This is a genomic window from Ruminococcus sp., from assembly GCF_016283395.1.
In genome coordinates this window covers 83,446-100,393 of sequence record NZ_JAEEMU010000039.1, presented here as the reverse complement: position 1 = coordinate 100,393, position 16,948 = coordinate 83,446, and the positions used below count along the sequence as shown (strand labels likewise).

At 44.3% G+C, this 16,948-nt stretch carries 12 protein-coding genes; 10 read left to right on the top strand and 2 right to left on the bottom strand.

Features of this window, described 5'->3' with window-relative positions:
* Positions 1-2: 2 nt before the first annotated feature.
* Both QZZ41_RS08000 and QZZ41_RS07995 read right to left on the bottom strand, forming a co-directional pair.
* Complete coding sequence (locus QZZ41_RS08000) at positions 3-1,436, bottom strand: cell wall metabolism sensor histidine kinase WalK (RefSeq protein ID WP_295070170.1); 1,434 nt, start codon at positions 1,434-1,436, stop codon at positions 3-5.
* A complete protein-coding gene (locus QZZ41_RS07995) occupies positions 1,423-2,100 on the bottom strand; it encodes a response regulator transcription factor (protein WP_295070169.1) in 678 nt (225 codons plus the stop codon). The genes QZZ41_RS08000 and QZZ41_RS07995 overlap by 14 nt, the downstream gene beginning before the upstream one ends.
* A 238-nt stretch (positions 2,101-2,338) precedes the next feature.
* Between QZZ41_RS07995 and QZZ41_RS07990 the strand changes: the two genes are divergently transcribed.
* The 10 genes from QZZ41_RS07990 to ychF all read left to right on the top strand — a co-directional run bounded on the left by QZZ41_RS07990 (position 2,339) and on the right by ychF (position 16,930).
* Positions 2,339-4,600, top strand: coding sequence for a bifunctional diguanylate cyclase/phosphodiesterase (locus QZZ41_RS07990; protein ID WP_295070167.1), 2,262 nt, complete (start codon positions 2,339-2,341; stop codon positions 4,598-4,600).
* A gap of 62 nt (positions 4,601-4,662) precedes the next feature.
* A complete protein-coding gene (locus tag QZZ41_RS07985) occupies positions 4,663-5,745 on the top strand; it encodes a 6-phosphofructokinase (RefSeq protein ID WP_074714176.1) in 1,083 nt (360 codons plus the stop codon).
* A gap of 247 nt (positions 5,746-5,992) precedes the next feature.
* A complete protein-coding gene (locus QZZ41_RS07980) occupies positions 5,993-7,708 on the top strand; it encodes a phospho-sugar mutase (protein ID WP_295070164.1) in 1,716 nt (571 codons plus the stop codon).
* 251 nt (positions 7,709-7,959) lie between these two features.
* The gene (gene rpmE / locus QZZ41_RS07975; RefSeq protein WP_019678077.1) at positions 7,960-8,163 is read left to right on the top strand and encodes a 50S ribosomal protein L31; all 204 of its coding nucleotides are present in this window, start codon (positions 7,960-7,962) and stop codon (positions 8,161-8,163) included.
* Positions 8,164-8,214: 51 nt separating this feature from the next.
* Positions 8,215-8,853 carry a YigZ family protein gene (locus tag QZZ41_RS07970; RefSeq protein ID WP_295070162.1) on the top strand — a complete coding sequence of 213 codons (639 nt, stop codon included), beginning with the start codon at positions 8,215-8,217 and terminating at the stop codon, positions 8,851-8,853.
* A 159-nt stretch (positions 8,854-9,012) separates the two neighbouring features.
* A complete protein-coding gene (locus QZZ41_RS07965) occupies positions 9,013-10,008 on the top strand; it encodes a deoxyguanosinetriphosphate triphosphohydrolase (RefSeq protein ID WP_295070160.1) in 996 nt (331 codons plus the stop codon).
* An 8-nt stretch (positions 10,009-10,016) separates the two neighbouring features.
* Positions 10,017-11,753, top strand: coding sequence for a DNA primase (dnaG, locus tag QZZ41_RS07960; RefSeq protein WP_295070158.1), 1,737 nt, complete (start codon positions 10,017-10,019; stop codon positions 11,751-11,753).
* 13 nt (positions 11,754-11,766) lie between these two features.
* Complete coding sequence (gene rpoD, locus QZZ41_RS07955) at positions 11,767-12,846, top strand: RNA polymerase sigma factor RpoD (protein WP_074714182.1); 1,080 nt, start codon at positions 11,767-11,769, stop codon at positions 12,844-12,846.
* A 189-nt stretch (positions 12,847-13,035) separates the two neighbouring features.
* Positions 13,036-15,774: an EAL domain-containing protein gene (locus QZZ41_RS07950; protein WP_295070155.1), complete on the top strand. Its 2,739-nt coding sequence runs from the start codon at positions 13,036-13,038 to the stop codon at positions 15,772-15,774.
* 61 nt (positions 15,775-15,835) lie between these two features.
* Entirely contained in the window at positions 15,836-16,930 is a 1,095-nt protein-coding gene (ychF, locus tag QZZ41_RS07945) for a redox-regulated ATPase YchF (protein WP_074714184.1), read from the top strand.
* Positions 16,931-16,948: the final 18 nt, after the last annotated feature.

Sequence of the window (16,948 nt, the reverse complement as noted above, 5' to 3'; positions counted from 1 at the left end):
ACTTATTTTACATCACTTATCTTGAACCAGAATGTAGAGCCCTTTCCTATCGTACTGCGGACACCGTAATCATAGTTATGCATTTTCAGCACAGCCTTTACGATAGATAGTCCCAGACCTGTGCCGACGACTTCACGCTTGTGATTCTCGGAGCGATAGTACTTATCAAAAATTAGCTTTATCTTCTCCTCTTCGATACCGTCGCCCGTGTCCTCGACTTCAACCACAACACCGTCAGGCTGATTTATCTGTCTTACAAAGACCTGTTTATCCTTGCCAGTATAGTTTATGGCATTGTTTATGAGGTTGTATATTACCTGCTCTATCTTTACAGGATCACAGCATACTGTTTTCTCCTCATCGGGAGTAAAGTGTATCTGATAGCCGTTTTTCTCGGAAAGTCCCTCAAAACGGTCAATTATCTCGTTGAGCTTGCCTCTTATATCGAATTCGGAAGGTGTAAGCTTCTGCTTTCCGCTTTCAAGCTTTGAAAGATCGAGCATATCATTTACAAGGAGTGCGAGACGATCGGTCTCACTTATGATTATTTCAAGATGTTCATTTCTCTTCACGGGATTATCGCCCGAGAGATCGCGTATCATCTCAGCATATGCCTTCAGCATGGTAAGAGGAGTCCTGAGATCGTGAGAAACGTTTGCGATAAGGTCTCTCTGCATGGTATCCACTTTTGAAAGCTCCTTTTCCGCATATGTAAGCGTATCAGCAAGCTTTTTAGCTTCGAGATATCCTCTTCCGTCGAATTTTGTATTGAAATCGCCCTTTGCAAGCTGTTCTGCGGAAGTAGTTATCCTGTGAATAGGATCAGCTATCCTTTTTGAAAGATACAGGGATATCACAAACGCAAAAACGATCAGAATAACTGTTATCAGCATGAGCTGACCTTTTATTATGCTGATAGCAGCTCCTACAGGTTCAAGAACTGCATTTATAAGAAGATAGCCGTCACATTCTTTTATTCCTATAGTACAGCCATACAACAACATATCATATCCGCTTCTTGGATTTTTCAGTCTGAGCTTTATTATACCGTTGTTAGATTCGTCTATTTTATCTTTAAAATTACGCAGATTTGTAAATTTCTCATGGATTATACAGTCACCGATAACATGATTTTTTTTAGCCTGATTGCCATATTTGTCAAGGACTTCAACACAGAAGTCATTATCTACGGACATGGTGTTTATCTTCCTGTAGAATTCCTCTTCATTTCCACTGTTATATGAGTCGGCAATGGATTCCATGCACTTTGAAGCTGTACTTATCCTCATTCTCTCATAGAATTCTTCAAGGAATAATATCTGAAACAGCCACAGAAGTGCGAATACTACGATAGTAAACAGTACAAAATACAGCCACACCTTGAACTTAAGAGGTATGCGTGAGCCTGCGTGTTTAAAAAACTTAATCTGCCTCAAACTTGTATCCCATTCCTCTCAGTGTAACGATGAATTTACGATACTCACCAAGACTGTTTCTGAGCATTTTAATATGTGTATCAACTGTTCTGTCATCACCAAAGAAGTCATAGCCCCATACTTCTTCAAGGAGCTTGTCTCTTGAAAGAGCGATATTCTTGTTTTTAACAAGATAAAAGAGAAGATCGTATTCCTTTGGAGTCATGGAAGCCTTTTCGCCGTTTACATATACTTCTCTTCCTGCTATATCCACCTCAAGTCCTTCAAACGCAAACTTGTCCTGTGTAACAGTTTCTTCCTGACGGGTATTGCGTTTCAGAACTACCTTTACTCTTGCCATAAGCTCCTTTGGTGAAAAAGGCTTTACTACATAATCGTCAATGCCTATCTCAAATCCGAAGAGCTTATCGTACTCCTCACCTCTTGCAGAAAGCATGATGACAGGTATATTCTTTGTCTTGTGTATCTCTTTGCAGGCAGAATAACCGTCAAGGCGCGGCATCATAACGTCCATTATAATAAGATCATAGTCATTATCATGGCAAAGATTGACAGCTTCCATGCCGTTTTCGGCTTCTGTGACCTCATAGCCTTCAAATTCAGCGTACTCTCGTACGACCTTTCTAATATTCATTTCATCGTCAACGATCAGGATATGAGCCATATTTTTTACCTCCGTGTATACAGCTTTCGTTATTATTACGCATAAAGCACAGCCTAAGCCATACTATATTTATATTATAGCATTATATCAGATAAAAGTGTATATTCGGTGAAATTTTCTTGTACATTTCCGTCAATTTTATCAAAAATAGTAGACCAGTTTAAATTTTTGATTGACTTTTTCAGTAATTTTTGCTATAATATATATGAATATTTGTGTATGAAGGGAGGCGGTATCTATGAGAAGAACTTTCAATCCGCTCGCAGCATCAGTCATAATAGTCGCAGCCAGTGCTCTTGTTATAGGATACTGCATTCTTAACCCTGAGTATGCGAAGGATACGCTCATAATATATGTCTGTACTATGGTCTGCGCTACCCTTATTCTCGCAATATCAGGCTGGATCTATAAAAATAAGAAAACATCTATAGACGAAAAAGAGATCACCAAAGTCATTGAGAACCTTAACACAGAAATGATAATCTGGTCAGATAATTTCTCCTACGTCTATATCAATAAAAAGCTCCGTGACCTTCTTGGCATAAGCTCGGAAAAATCAGACAAAAAAGAAGCTGTATGGACTGCCTTCGGAATAAATACTCCCGATGCCAGCGCACTGGGAAAAATAGCAGGAAGCTACTCATATGAATCGAGCTTCAGAAACCCTCAGGGAAACCTTGTCTCTATCGCATGGAGCACCTCTCCTGTCAAGAGATTTAAAAAGCAGTGGGTACACCTCAGCACAGGCTTCAACCTTACCGAGCTGAAAAAAATGCGTGTAAATCTGGCAAGTGCCAACGACTTCTTCAACTCATCAATGGAGCTTGCCGAGATCGGTCTTATAATGAGTACCGACAGAAGGATATATCGTGCATCGCCTGAGCTTGTGCGTATGCTCGGTCTGCGCAACAGCACTATAAATGTAAATGAGTTCCGCGCACTGGTACACCCAAATGACAGGATACAGTTCGACGGAGCTATCAAAAACAGGGATATGTCGGAGATAAAGAATATCGAGATACGTCTCAGAAGTGCCGACGGCTCTTACCGCTGGTATTCCTATCGTTTCAAGTCTATCCCCGGCACGGGCAATACTCTGCCTCTCTTCGGCGGAGCTGTCATCGATGTAACTCAAGAACACGAAAAGGATATGCTCATCGAACGTCTTGCGTACATTGACGAAGTTACTGAGATAGCTAACCGCAACAGACTTGTGAGCATGGGACAGGAAATATACGATTCCTGTAAGATACTCAATTACTCATTCTGGATGATAGTCCTCGATATTGACAGATTTCATATCATAAACGATACTATCGGCTATTCAAACGGTAATTACGTGCTGAAAAATTTCGCACATATACTTTATAAATTCGTTACTCCGGGCGGTCTTGCAGCAAGAATAAGCGGCGACAACTTCGCTCTCCTGCTGAGAGATTACGGCGATGACGAAATGCCGACACGTACAGTAAAATCAATTCAGGAAGAATTTGCAAAGCTTGCCGTTGACGAGCTTGCATCCATAAGCCTTACCTGCTCAGCCGGCTATTCAAAAATGCCCGAAGACGGCAGTTCCTTCCTTGATGTTATGGAACACGCCGAATTTGCCCTCAAATCTGACGACAACACTCAGGGCAGCATCTGCGGATACGAGCCGAGTATGCACGATTCGATCATCGGCAACACCGAGCTTGAAAAATCTCTTGCCCTTGCTATCGACAATAACGAGCTCCAGCTCTTCTATCAGCCTAAGATCGACCTTTCTACAGGCAAGATCATGGGCGTTGAAGCACTTATACGCTGGATAAAGCCCGACGGCACTATAATCACTCCCGATGCTTTCGTTCCTATCGCTGAAAGCTCACATCTCATAAGCAAAATAAGCGAATTCGTACTTAACGAGGGCTGCCGTCAGAACAAACTCTGGCAGAAAATGGGTTATCCAAGCATAGTTATGTCAATAAACTTCGCTTCATCTGACTTCTATCAGAACGATCTCCGCGAAAAGGTATTTGACGCTCTTGCAAGATCAGGACTTGATCCTAAGTGGCTGGAAGTCGAGCTTACAGAGACTCTCGCACTCAGCGATATAGATTTCGCAGTAAACCAGATGAACAAGCTCCGCGATCTTGGCGTAAAGCTTGCAATGGACGACTTCGGCACAGGCTACTCTTCACTGAGTTATCTGCAGATACTGCCTATCACGCTTTTGAAGCTAGACCGCTCTTTCATAACCGATATCGAGCATGACAATATCGCTTATGAGATAGTCTCGGCAGTAATCCGTATAGCAAAATCAAAGAAGATCGAAACTATCGCAGAAGGTATCGAAAATACGGTTCAGGAGTCTATCCTGAGAATGGCAGGGTGTGACTATGCACAGGGCTATCTCTACGGAAAGCCCATGCCGCCCGAAAAGATACAGGAATTCTTTGAAACAAATGAAAAGAAAAGCCGTGAGATCAACGAAAAACGCAGTCACGGCAATAAGAAGAAATAACAGCTTTTAAGGGGATATTGAAAGCTGTATCAAAAATATAAAGCAAACGGAGGTCTTCTATTATGAAAAGAAGAATAGGTATTCTGACAAGCGGGGGCGACTGTCCCGGTCTTAACGCAACTATAAGAGGTGTAGCAAAGGCTTGCTACGAGCGTTTCGGCGAGGACAATGTGGAAATAGTCGGCATATCAAACGGTTATTACGGACTTATCAATAATCTCTGCAAGGAGATGTCTCCTTCCGCATTCTCAGGCATACTCACTCAGGGCGGAACTATATTCGGCACAAAGCGTCAGCCATTCAAGATGATGCAGGTCATAGGTGAGGACAACATCGACAAGGTAAAAAATATGAAGGAGACTTATAAAAAGCAGAAACTTGACTGTCTCCTCACTCTCGGCGGAAACGGTACTCACAAGACCTCCAAGCTGCTTTCCGATGAGGGACTTAACGTTATCGGACTTCCAAAAACTATCGACAACGATATCTATGGCACTGATGTTACATTCGGCTTCCATACGGCTGTAGATATAGCCACAGATGTTCTTGACAGACTTCATACAACAGCTGCAAGCCATTCCCGTGTACTTCTCTGCGAGATAATGGGAAATAAGGCTGGCTGGCTCACTCTCAACGCAGGTATCGCAGGCGGTGCTGATGTTATCATTATCCCCGAGATACCATATGATATCGACAAGATATGCGATGCAGTAATGGCAAGAAGCGCATCAGGTAAGACTTTCTCCATAGTTGCTGTAGCTGAGGGTGCTTTCGATATAAACGAAGCACAGATGAAGAAGAAGGAACGTGCAAAAAAGCGTGCAGAAGCAGGTATACTTACCGCAACGAGCCGTATCGCAGCACAGATACAGTCCAATACAGGACTTGAAGCAAGAGTATGCGTACCGGGACATATGCTCAGAGGCGGTGCTCCGAGCGCGTATGACAGAGTTCTTTCAACTCAGTTCGGCGTACACGCTGCATACCTCATAGCTAAGGAACGCTACGGCAGAACAGTTGCAAAGATAGGCAATAAGATCACATCGAACAAGCTTGAAGATATCGCGGGAAAGACTAAATTCGTCGATACGGATAATCATCTCGTTATCGCAGCCCGTGATATCGGAGTATCCTTCGGCGACTGATCATATAAGGGCAGACTTAATGTCTGCCCTTTTTGCGGTATAGCGTCTTATCGGAGTAAAAGTATATACATTTTCAGATACATCTATCAGAAAAAGATATGATATAGTAATTTCATCTAAAAATCGAAGTCAAAGGCGTTTATTAACTGAGTAAATAAGAAAAAAATAGCACAAAATGAAAAAAGCTATTCCCAAAAAGAGCAATATGTGGTATAATGTTTATATATCTGTTCAGGAGGTATTATAAATGTCAGAAATGGAACTTTACAGCCTTTGGTGTGAAAACGCCAAGGAGGATCCCGATCTTCAGGCAGAGCTTGCCGAGGTCAAGGGCAATAATGACGCAATAGTTGATAGATTTTACCGTGACCTTGAATTCGGAACAGGCGGTCTCAGAGGTGTTATCGGTGCAGGTACCAACCGTATGAACATTTACACTGTAAGACGCGCTACTCAGGGATTTGCAGATTATCTCAATCAGGAATACAAGAACCCAAGTGTTGCTATCTCTTACGACAGCCGTATAAAGAGCGATGTTTTCTCAAAGGCTGCTGCTGAGGTACTTGCAGCAAATGGAATAAAGGTACATATATATACTGAGCTTATGCCTACACCATGCCTTTCATGGGCAGTACGCGCACTCAAGTGCCAGGGCGGTATCATGGTAACAGCAAGCCACAACCCTGCAAAGTACAACGGCTACAAGGTTTACGGCGAGGACGGCTGCCAGATCACACTCAGAGGTGCAGAGATAATACTCGAAAAGATCAATTCACTGGACATTTTCAATGATGTAAAGTCCTCTGACTTTGAAGCAGAATTAGCTAAAGGCAATATCTCATACATCGGAAATGATGTTATCGAGGATTTCTATAAACACGTTCTTGCAGAGGGCATCAACACTGACCTTTGCGCAAGCAGCGGACTCAAAGTCGTATACACTCCTCTCAATGGTACAGGTAACAAGCCTGTCCGCGAGATACTCAAGCGTATCGGCATCACAGATGTTACTGTTGTAAAGGAACAGGAAAATCCTGACGGAACTTTCTCAACCTGTCCTTATCCGAACCCTGAGATACGTGAAGCACTTCAGGTAGGTCTCAGCTACTGCGACAAGGTAAAGCCTGATCTCCTTCTTGCAACAGATCCAGACTGTGACCGTGTAGGTATCGCAGTTCCTGACGGCAAGGGCGGCTATGCACTGTTCTCAGGCAATGAAGTCGGTGCTATGCTTCTTGAATACATCTGCCAGCAGCGTATCAGAAAGGGTACAATGCCTGCAAATCCTATCGCTGTCAAGACTATCGTTACTACTGATATCGTAAACCTCATCGGTAAGGAGTACGGTGTTGAAGTCATCGACGTTCTCACAGGCTTCAAGTTCATCGGTGAGCAGATCGGTTTCCTCGAAGCAAAGGGCGAAGAAAAACGTTATATCTTCGGCTTTGAAGAGAGCTACGGCTACCTTTCGGGCGGCTATGTAAGAGACAAGGACGCAGTTGACGCTTCAATGCTTATCTGCGAAATGGCTGCTTACTACCGCACACAGGGCATAACTCTCATGCAGGCTCGTGAAAATATGTACAAGAAGTACGGTATGTTCCTCCAGACTCTCTACAGCTTTGAGTTTGAAGGCGCAAGCGGTATGAAGCATATGGAAGAGATCATGACAGGCCTCAGAAACGATCATCCTACCACTATCGGCGGTCTCAAGGTCGAGAGATTTGAGGACTATAAGGCAAGCACTTCAAAGAATATCGCTACAGGCGAGATCAAGGAGCTTACACTTCCTAAGTCAAATGTTCTCGCATTCTATCTTGAGGGCGGCTGCAAGGCTATAGTTCGTCCATCAGGTACAGAACCGAAGATCAAGACATATATCACTGCAAAAGCTCCTACACGCGAAGAAGCAGAGGTCATCGAGCAGAAGATCTACGCTGATTTTACACAGAGCATGAAATAAAAAGGTGGGCAGACATTTTGTCTGCCCCTTTTATTCAGGACTGTATATGACCGAAATATCTGTACCCAAACACAGAAGTCAGCAAATAGCAAAAAGCGTAAGAGTTAAAAAATAAAAATAAATCAGAAACACCTTGACACACACGGGGCTGTGTGATATAATATATAACTGTAATGTATATTCGGCACTACTGTCTAACGGAACTGATGGGCTGCTCGATTTACAATAATAAATCGAAAGAGGTGACAATCGTGAAAGAGGGAATCCATCCTGAGTTCAAAAAGACCACAATTACTTGCCACTGCGGTAATGTGATCGAGACTATGTCTACAAAGGAAAACATCAAGGTTGAAATCTGCTCAAAGTGCCATCCGTTCTATACTGGTAAGCAGAAGCTTGTTGATACAGGCGGACGTGTTGACAGATTCAAGAAGCGTTTCAATATGGACAAGTAAGTCACAAGCCCCGTCATTGACGGGGCTTTTCGTCAATAAGGTTAATTTATTATGAACTATTTCACTATTTCCGCAAACGCTAAGGCTTCTTTTATAGAAAAACGCTCCGAGTTTATCGGATATATCGCCCCTGTCAGGACTAATGACGAGGCTGTAGCCTTTATAAATTCCATAAAAGCCGAGCACCGCAAGGCCAAGCACAATGTTTATGCATATATACTCCGTGAGGATAATATTTCCAGATATTCCGACGACGGCGAACCTCAGGGAACTGCAGGCGTACCCGTACTTGATGTACTGAAAAAGCGAGAGCTCACAGACGTATGTGTGGTAGTTACACGCTATTTCGGCGGTATACTCCTGGGCGGCGGCGGACTTGTCAGAGCCTACTCTCATGCGGCTTCTCTTGCCTGTGATGCTGCTCATATCATGAATATGTGTATGTGTCACCGCTTGAAAATAACTGCGGATTACGGTATGTACGGCAAGATATCCTATCTTCTGCCAAATTATGATACCATTACGGTCAATTCGGATTTTGGCAGCGATGTTACCCTTGAGATACTCGTTATGTCAGAAAAGCTCGATGCATTGAAAAAAGAGCTTGTGGAAGTCACAAACGGTTCTGTAAATATAGAGGACTGCGAGGAGCTTTTTGAAGATTTCTCTTCCGTACAAAAAAATCCATAAAAAAAATAAAGGGTTTTTTGTTTCAAAATAGTATAAGTATAATAGAAGCAAAATTTAAAGTAAATTTGTGCTGTGCGCAGCTTTATACTGTGCGCATTTTTTTGACTGTATATGCACATATACAGTTTTACCATTTCATCACGTCAGGGGGAGATACAAATGACTGTACGCGAACAGATCGAGATCAGTGAAGCAGGCATACTCAGCAAATACGCCTGTGCCAGCATTGACGAAGTCGGCACAAAACGCGACCGCTATGAGGAAAAATGCCCTTTCCGCACTGAATTTCAGCGTGACCGCGACCGCATACTCCACTGTAACTCCTTCCGCCGCTTAAAACGTAAAACTCAGGTGTTCCTGTCTCCCGTGGGAGACCACTACAGGACACGCCTTACTCATACTCTCGAAGTATCGCAGATAGCAAGGACTATTTCCCGCGGCATGAGACTGAATGAGGATCTTACCGAAGCAATTGCTCTCGGTCACGATCTGGGTCACTCCCCTTTCGGTCACTGCGGTGAAAAAACGCTGAATGAGATATGTCCACACGGCTTCAAGCACTACGAACAAAGCGTGAGAGTTGTGGAAGTTCTTGAAAAAAAGGGCAAGGGACTCAATCTCACACACGCTGTCAGAAACGGTATACACTGCCATACAAATATGGTGGCTGATACAAAAGAGGGCAATATAGTCCGACTTGCCGATACTATCGCATACATAAACCATGATATTGAGGACTCTATCCGCGCAGGCATACTCGATCCGAACGAACTGCCACGCGATTGCGTAAGAGCTCTCGGCAGGACAAAAACTCAGCGTATAACCACGCTGATAGCCTCCGTTATCGGCCACGGAGCAGTTGATATCGACTTTGCTCCCGATATACGAAAGGCTCACGACGAACTGAAAAAGTTCATGTTTGAAAAGGTGTACACCAATCCTGCTGCAAAACAGGAGGAAGGAAAGGCTGTACTCCTTGTGCAGAAGCTTTATTCCTACTTCATCGAACACAGCGACAAGCTGCCCGATGAGTATAAAAATATAATGAAAAATTCCGATGCAGACCGCGCTGTATGCGATTACATTTCGGGTATGAGCGACGAATATGCCGTTGATCTTTATACCGAACTGTTCGTACCGAAATTCTGGAAGTGAGGTAGAAAATGCCCGTTAACGATGAATTTCTCTACAATCTGCGAAATGCCAATCCTATTGAAACAGTAATGGGCAGCTATGTGAACCTCATAAGACGAGGCCGAAATTATGTCTGCTCATGTCCTTTCCACTCGGAAAAGACGCCTTCCTGTACTATTTTTACAGATACGCAGAACTTTTACTGCTTCGGCTGCGGAGCAGGCGGCGATGTCATCACATTTACCATGAAGATAGAAAATCTTACCTTTTCCGAGGCTGTAAAGCTCCTTGCACAGCGTTCGGGAATGGAAGTTCCTGCTTTTGGTAACAAGGACAGCGGCTACGCAAAGCGTAAAACTCGTATCTACGAGATGAACCGAATCGCTGCTAATTACTTCTATACCAACCTTATAAAAGGCTCGGACAAGACAGGGCTGCAATATTTCGCAAACCGCAAGCTTACTCCTCAGGCCATAAAAAAATACGGTCTCGGATACGCTTCCGATTCATGGAACGCACTCACAGATCTTCTGAAGTCGAAAGGCTATTCCGATGAGGAAATGGCTGATGCATGGCTTGCAGGCATGAAAAACGGACGTACCTTTGATATGTTCCGCAAAAGAGTCATGTTCCCTATAGTTGATCTCCGCGGTAATATAATCGGCTTCGGCGGACGAGTCCTTGACGACTCACAGCCGAAATATCTCAACACGGGAAAAACTCCCGTATTTGACAAGGGCTCTAACCTGTTCTCCATGAACTTTGCAAAGAATTCAAACGCAAAGCGTCTGATACTCTGTGAGGGATATATGGACGTTATCGCCGTAAATCAGGCAGGCTTCGAGAACGTGGTCGCCACACTCGGAACTGCTATAACTCCCGATCAGGCGCGGCTCATAAGCCATTATGCCGAGGAAGTGATAGTTGCCTACGACAGTGACGGTGCAGGTCAGAAAGCTACTCAGAAAGCTATCAACCATTTCGCGGACGTTGGTCTGCGGACTAAGATAATACACATGGAAGGCGCAAAGGACCCTGACGAATTCATAAAAAAATTCGGACGCGACCGATTCAGAATGTTACTCGACGGCTCTAACGATGCTAACGACTTCATGCTTGACAAGTGTGAGGTCGGACTTGATCTTTCAACCGAGATAGGCAGAGTAGAGCTGCTGAAACGTACCGCAAAGGTGCTTGCAGGTATAGAATCACCTTTAGAGCGAGAGGTTTACATCTCCCGTACGTCTAAGAAGTGTGACATACCTGTACAGGTTCTGAAAACCCACATCGACTCCATGCTCCAAAAGAACAGCCGAAACGCCAAAAAGACAGAATGGCGCAATATAAAGGCTAAAACTTCATACATACGCGACGATATCAATCCCGACGCAGTTTCCAATAAAAAGGAAGCCCGTGCCGAGGAGACTATAATCAGCTACCTGCTAAATCGTCCTCAGGAATATGAGGACATCGAAAAGCTGGCTCCGCCGCAGTCATTCGTAACTGCTTTCAACAAGAAAGTTTACACTGCACTGCTGGACAGGCTGAAAAATTCCGACAAATTCTCAATCTCACTGCTGTCCGATGAATTTTCCACGGACGAAATGGGAAGAATAAGCGGAATAGCAGCAAAAAAACGCAATGTTGACATTACCCGTGACGTTGTGGCTGACTGCGCTCAGGTACTGAAAAACACAAGACCCGCTTCTAACGGAGATATGAGCAATGATGAACTGCTTGAACTCTTCCGTTCAAAGAATAAATAGGAGGAATATTAAAATGGAAAAGAAAAATACCATCGAAGCCTTGATGGAACAGGGCAAGACCAACGGCAAGCTCACTACCAAGGAGATAACTGATGCTCTGGAGGAGCTTGATTTCGACGTTGATCAGATCAATACCTTCTATGACAATTGTGAAAATCTCAATATCGAGATCGTCGAGGATATGAACCTCGATGCTGACCTGAGGATCGGTCTCGACTCAAATATGACAGATGACCTTGAAATGGCCCTTTCTACAGAGGGAATCGCTATCGATGACCCTGTAAAGATCTACCTCAAGGAGATCGGACGTGTTCCGCTTCTTACTACCGAGGAGGAAATAGAGCTTGCTCAGAGAATGGCTAAGGGCGATCCTTACGCTAAAAAGCGTCTTTCTGAAGCTAACCTCCGTCTTGTTGTTTCTATCGCTAAGAAGTATGTAGGCAGAGGTATGCAGTTCCTTGACCTTATACAGGAAGGCAACCTCGGTCTTATCAAGGCTGTTGAAAAGTTCGATTACACTAAGGGCTTCAAGTTCTCCACTTACGCTACATGGTGGATAAGACAGGCTATTACCCGTGCAATTGCCGATCAGGCAAGAACTATCCGTATCCCCGTTCATATGGTGGAAACTATCACAAAGGTAAAGAAGGTTTCAAGCCAGCTCCTCCACGAGAACGGTCACGATCCAAGCCCCGAGGAAATAGCAGACAAGCTCAATATGCCTGTGGACAAGGTTCGTGAGATCATGCGTGTGGCTCAGGATCCTGTATCTCTCGAAACTCCTATCGGTGAGGAGGAGGACAGCCACCTTGGCGACTTTATCCCTGATGATGATGCTCCTGCTCCTGCTGAAGCAGCTTCACATACTCTCCTAAAAGAGCAGCTCAATGAGGTACTTTCAACACTTACAGACCGTGAAGCAAAGGTGCTCAAGCTCCGTTTCGGTCTTGAGGACGGCAAGTCACGCACCCTCGAAGAAGTTGGTCAGCGTTTTGACGTTACCCGTGAGCGTATACGCCAGATAGAGGCTAAAGCACTCAGAAAACTCCGTCATCCCAGCAGAAGCAAAAAGGTCAAGGATTTCCTTGACTGATAGCTACATAGTTATTTCCGAAGCCGCCTTAAATGGGCGGCTTTTTTATTGACAAAATGCGGTTTTTGCTGTATAATTAAAGTGTATAAATCGTACGTTATCACGGTCACCTGCTGACCGTAAAATGCAGGTGCCAACATGAGGCGCAATAGGCTATTCTGCGCCAGTCATGCGGTATACGGAGTAACTATGAGTATTTTCGATTTTACCCAAACTCCTCCCGCGCTGAGCCGTGACTGGAAAGTATTCCAGCAGTTTGTCGGCAATATAGGTGCGTTCACGTATATTGCAAAAGAGAAAGCTGCTTACCTTGATACGGCTGCCTGTCATATGCTTGGCTGCCCGAGTGAAAAGATCAACGAGTTTGAATTCTTCAATCTCCTTGAAATGATCTCCAAAAATCCCGTTGAAGGACAGAAACATATCTATAAATACACAGACGGAAACGTAACACGCTACATAAAAATGAACATCTACGAAAGCAGTGACGAGTGGCTGGGCTTCGTTCAGGACTTCACCCGTCAGATATCGGAATTCAACGACCGACAGGCTTTTGTAGAGTACGATCCTATTACACGTCTGCCGTCTTATCCGTCATTTTCACAGAAGATAAAGAAGATACTTCCCGATGTACAGCACGCCTGCCTTGCCACTATCTACATAAACGGCATAGACAAGCTGGGTTCGTATCTCACTGTTGACAATACCAACAGCTGTATCACTTCTGTTGCGGAAGCTCTGAAAAGCTTTGCCAGCGATACCCTCATAATCGGCTCAAAATCCAACTATGAGATATGCGTATTCTTCCGCGAATACGACAAGATGAGCATTTACAATATCCTCAACAGTATGGACGAGGCTGTTCAGAACTGCATACTCACAGATGATTTCGGCGAGATAATAGATATTTCCGATAAGAGCCATATAAGCCTTTCTATCGGCTGTGCATCTTACCCTGAGGAAGCTTCTGACTTCAATATGCTGGTGAATTTCTCCGAATTCGCTCTCTTCGAGGCAAGAACCGATAAACGCTCTGTTATAAACTGGTTCTCTGAGGAAAACTACATACGCGAAAAGGACTCTTACCGCAATGCTCAGACATTCTCGCGTATCGTTCAGGAAAATCTCCTCACCTACTATCTCCAGCCTATCGTTGAGACTCAGACAGGTGAGATAGTCGCTTACGAAGCCCTTATGCGTACTGTGGGCGATATAAAAATGGCTCCGAAGCAGATACTGAAAATAGGTGAAGCTCAGAATAATCTATACGCTATCGAAAAGCTAACCTTCTTCAATACCATGAAGCTTCTCAGCGATAACCAGCAGATATTTGAAAAGCGCAAGCTGTTCATCAACTGCCTTCCAAATCATCTCCTCACAGATGAGGACTTCAATGAGCTTTACCTTACATACGGTGAGCTCCTTGAAAAGACTGTTATCGAAATAGTCGAGGAGTCGGCGGCTACTGCAAAGGGCATCGAAACACTGAAAAAACGCTGCGGATTTGCGCATACAAAGCTTGCTATAGATGACTATGGCACAGGCTACTCCAATTCGTCAAATCTGCTGCATTACTCCCCCGATTACATAAAGATAGACCGTTCGCTCATAAGCGATATACACAACGACCTCAAAAAACAGCAGCTTGTAACTTCCGTTATCGAGTTCTGCCATGAAAACCAGCTGCAATCACTGGCTGAAGGCGTTGAAACAGTTCAGGAGCTAAAAACAGTGATACGCCTTGGTGTTGATCTTGTTCAGGGTTATTATACCTCAAAGCCAAAGCCTCTCTTCCTAAACAGCATTTCAGCTGACATCAAGGACGAGATAATCAAGACAAATCTTGAAAGCCGTCCTGACGGCGTGAAGAAGATCTTTGCCGCTCAGAATGATACTGAGATAGATCTTCTCAAACTGGCTCTTGAAAAATATACAGATATACACGTTTACCAGAGCAAGCTCACTATCGTCGGCGATCCCGATAAGCCTGTGAAGATGAATATTTCCATAATGGATAATCACAGCTGTGAGCTCACACTCAAAAACGTCAATATGATAAGCGGCAACAGCAAGCCTACTATCGCTGTTGGCGAGTACGCAAGACTGGTGCTCAATGTTGTCAAGAACAACAAGCTCAGCTACTCAGGTATCTATGTGCCTATGGGTTCACAGTTCGTGCTCAACGGCAAGGGCAATCTTTCTATCGACTGCTACGCTTCTGAGGGTATCGGTATCGGAAACGATTACGATCACGGCTACGGCGATATCACTATCGACTTCGGCGGTACTCTTGAAATTGTCTCAAACAGCGTTGAATCGCTTTGCATCGGCGGCGGATATAATGATGACGACTCCGATATAAACCTCGTTTCGGGCAAGTTAAAGCTGTTCATGTATTCTCATAACGGTCTCGGCATCGGAAGCTTCAACGGTGATGCAAATATCGATATCGGCGAGAACTGCGACCTTGATATGAATATATCAGGCATTAAGATAGCAGGTATAGGTAGCTGTAAGGGCATTTCAACTATCAGCTCATCTGCAAATATAAATATGTCATGCACAGGTGCGCAGGCTGTCGGAATAGGCGTTCTTGAGGACGGCGAGGGCAGCATCTACATCAAGCAGGGCAAGATCAATATGAAGATGCGCTCAGGCAAGAACTCGTGTATCGGTGCTATCAAGGGCAGCATCAATACAAAGATAAAAAATGCCGATATTACTATCGACTCTGAAGGCGATGAGGTAACAGGTATCGGTGACGCTCTTGGCACAGGAAATGTTACTATTATAGATTCACAGGTATCAATGATCGTTAATGCCGGCAATCCTAAGGATATAGGTACGGAAAGCGGCGACGTACAGATACAGAACTCAAATGTAAGCTCGCTGGTAAACAACAAGCGCACAACTTACGCAAACAATTAAAGTATTCAGTTCCCCGCCTTACAGGCGGGGAAACATATGATAAGAAAGGTAAGAAATAAATATGAAACTTGGTATGGTTGGTCTGCCTAATGTTGGCAAAAGCACACTTTTCAACGCACTTACGAACGCAGGTGCTGAATCAGCAAACTATCCGTTCTGCACTATCGAGAAGAACGTTGGTATCGTTTCTGTTCCCGATGAGAGACTGGACAAGCTTGCTGAGATGTATGAGCCTGATAAGTTCACTCCCGCAACTCTCGAATTCGTTGATATCGCAGGTCTCGTAAAGGGAGCTTCAAAGGGCGAAGGTCTCGGAAACAAGTTCCTTGCCGATATACGTGAAGTCGATGCTATCGTTCACGTTGTAAGATGCTTTGAGGACCCCAATATCATTCACGTTGACGGAAGTATAAACCCTCTCCGCGACATCGAAACTATCAATCTGGAGCTTATTTTCTCAGATATCGAAATGGTGGACAGACGTATCGACCGTGCTAAAAAGGCTGCTAAGGGCGACAAGAAGTACCTTGCAGAGGCTGAGTTCCTTGAAAGATTAAAGGCTCACCTTGAGAACGGCAAGTCTGCAAGAGGCTTCGATTTCACTGACGAGGAAAGAGAGCTTATAAAGTCAACTCCTCTTCTCTCCGCAAAGCCTGTTATCTATGCTGCTAACCTCAGTGAAGAAGACTTCACAAACAATATCGAAACAAACGAGAATTACAAAGCTGTATGCGCACTTGCAGCTGAGGAGCACTCAGCTGTACTTCCTATCTGTGCGCAGATAGAAGCTGAGATATCAGATATGGGCGACGAGGACAAGGCTATGTTCCTCAGCGAGCTTGGTCTCGAAGTATCAGGTCTCAACCGTATCATCAAGGAGGGCTATTCACTCCTCGGACTTATCTCATACCTTACAGCAGGAAAGCAGGAAGTCCGCGCATGGACTATCACAAAGGGCACTAAGGCTCCTCAGGCAGCAGGTAAGATACATACCGACTTTGAAAAGGGCTTTATCCGTGCGGAAGTTATCTCCTATGACGACCTTATGGCTTGCGGAAGCATGGCTGCCGCTAAGGAAAAGGGACTTGTACGCCTTGAGGGCAAGGAGTATGTTATGCAGGACGGAGATATAGTTCTGTTCAGATTTAATGTCTGATCCCCTATTCATAAGTGA